General features: G+C 31.1%; 1 protein-coding gene. It reads right to left on the bottom strand.

The genetic code is table 11. The features are described from left to right. Window positions 1–189: 189 nt before the first annotated feature. The gene (locus CLOBL_RS27130; RefSeq protein ID WP_077861833.1) at window positions 190–909 is read right to left on the bottom strand and encodes a Crp/Fnr family transcriptional regulator; all 720 of its coding nucleotides are present in this window, start codon (window positions 907–909) and stop codon (window positions 190–192) included. Between the last annotated feature and the right edge of the window lie 674 nt (window positions 910–1,583).

Here is a 1,583-nt window from a genome sequence, read left to right as displayed (position 1 = left end):
AGCTGATGAAAGTTCTTAATGGGAGTTTGTTCCATTTACTGCTTGTCACGAACTTGTTTCGGGAGCATGCAGAAATGGCTGCATGCTCCCATTTAGAACTTTTCAGCGAGAATTTCATTAGTTCTGCGGAATAAAAATGTATGTGATTTCGGTAAGCTACCACATAAGTTTAAGTTCAAAGTTGGATATCTATATATAGTCCCTTAATCCTTCTTCATCTAAAATTATAATATTCTTTGTTCCTATTATCTTTATTAAATTCTCATCCTCAAACTTTTTTAATTTCCTGCTAATGGTTTCCCTAGTCACTCCAATGTAATTAGCCATTTCTTCTCTAGATATGGGCAGCTTTATAGTTATTGTATTCTTTGTAGTCTCCGGCTCTCCATATTGCTCTATTAAATCTGTTAACAAATAAGCCATTCTAGAATCCACATCGTTGGTCGCAAGATTTTGAGCTAAATTTTCTACTCTTGATAATCTTTCTCCTACAGTTTCTAATACCTTTAATCCAATCTCTGGTTTTCCCATCATTATTTCTTTCATTTCATCTTTAGTAAGTGTGCATATTTTTGCATTTTCTATTGCTTTAGCATTAAATCTATATTTAGAAGGCTTTATAAGTTCCAACTCTCCAAAAAAGTCTCCCTCTGAGAGTATATGTAATATTTGCTCTTTACCATCCTTAGTATATTTATATAATTTTATTTTTCCTTCATTTATAAAATAAAGAGTATTGGATACATTGCCTTCAGTAAAGATTACGTCACCTTTAGTAAATTCTTTATGATTAATGCTTCTTACAATTTCTAATAATTCTTCTCTATTTAAATTTTCAAATATAGGAACCTTGCTTGCACAAAGCTCTCCTCTGCAATTATTACAGCAATTACCACAATTTTTGCTCATGCTGTATTCCTCCTTTACTCACTTATTATTTTTATCCTATAGTTTAAAAATAATTCTTTACCTCAATGCTATAGCTGTTGTATAAATTTGCTCTTTTATATTACCAACTTGTTCTAATGAAGTCCGTAACATCTGTTACTTTAGCAAAATATAGATAAATAACTTTATATTTAAACTTATGTAATAACTAACCGAAAGGACAGGTACTCTGTTATTTCGGTTACATAAGAGAATACCTATCCTTTCTGGCATGGTGTACATATTTCAATTTACAACTTCAATTCTTAAATTGGACATCTATAGATATTTAACTAAAAAAATCGACCTAGCAATTCACTATCTCCAAGTAATTATTTACAAATATAAAGATAAATAAGTTGAGCTATAAAATAAACATGCTTACCCATTTACCAGGTTTTAATGGATAACTTCACTAGTTCACTAGAAATTATAAATATTTTTGTAACCTCAAGGGTCATAATATGAAGAAAACATTTAAAAATGAGTTGTTAAAGGTTCTTAAGCAGAGAACCCAAATCTATGATTTGGTGTGAATCCCTTACTCAGTGAACGGATGTGAGTCGAGTTTCCTCTAAAGGTTGTTCCACTTTAGCTTATCAAACTGAAAGTTGGAGCATGCTAAAGTGGATGCAACCTGCAGCTTAGAACCTTCA

It is taken from the genome of Clostridium sp. BL-8 (assembly GCF_002006495.1).
Lineage (GTDB): Bacteria > Bacillota > Clostridia > Clostridiales > Clostridiaceae > Clostridium.
Note: the sequence above shows the minus strand (reverse complement) of the source record. Positions and strands in the feature narration are given on the sequence as shown.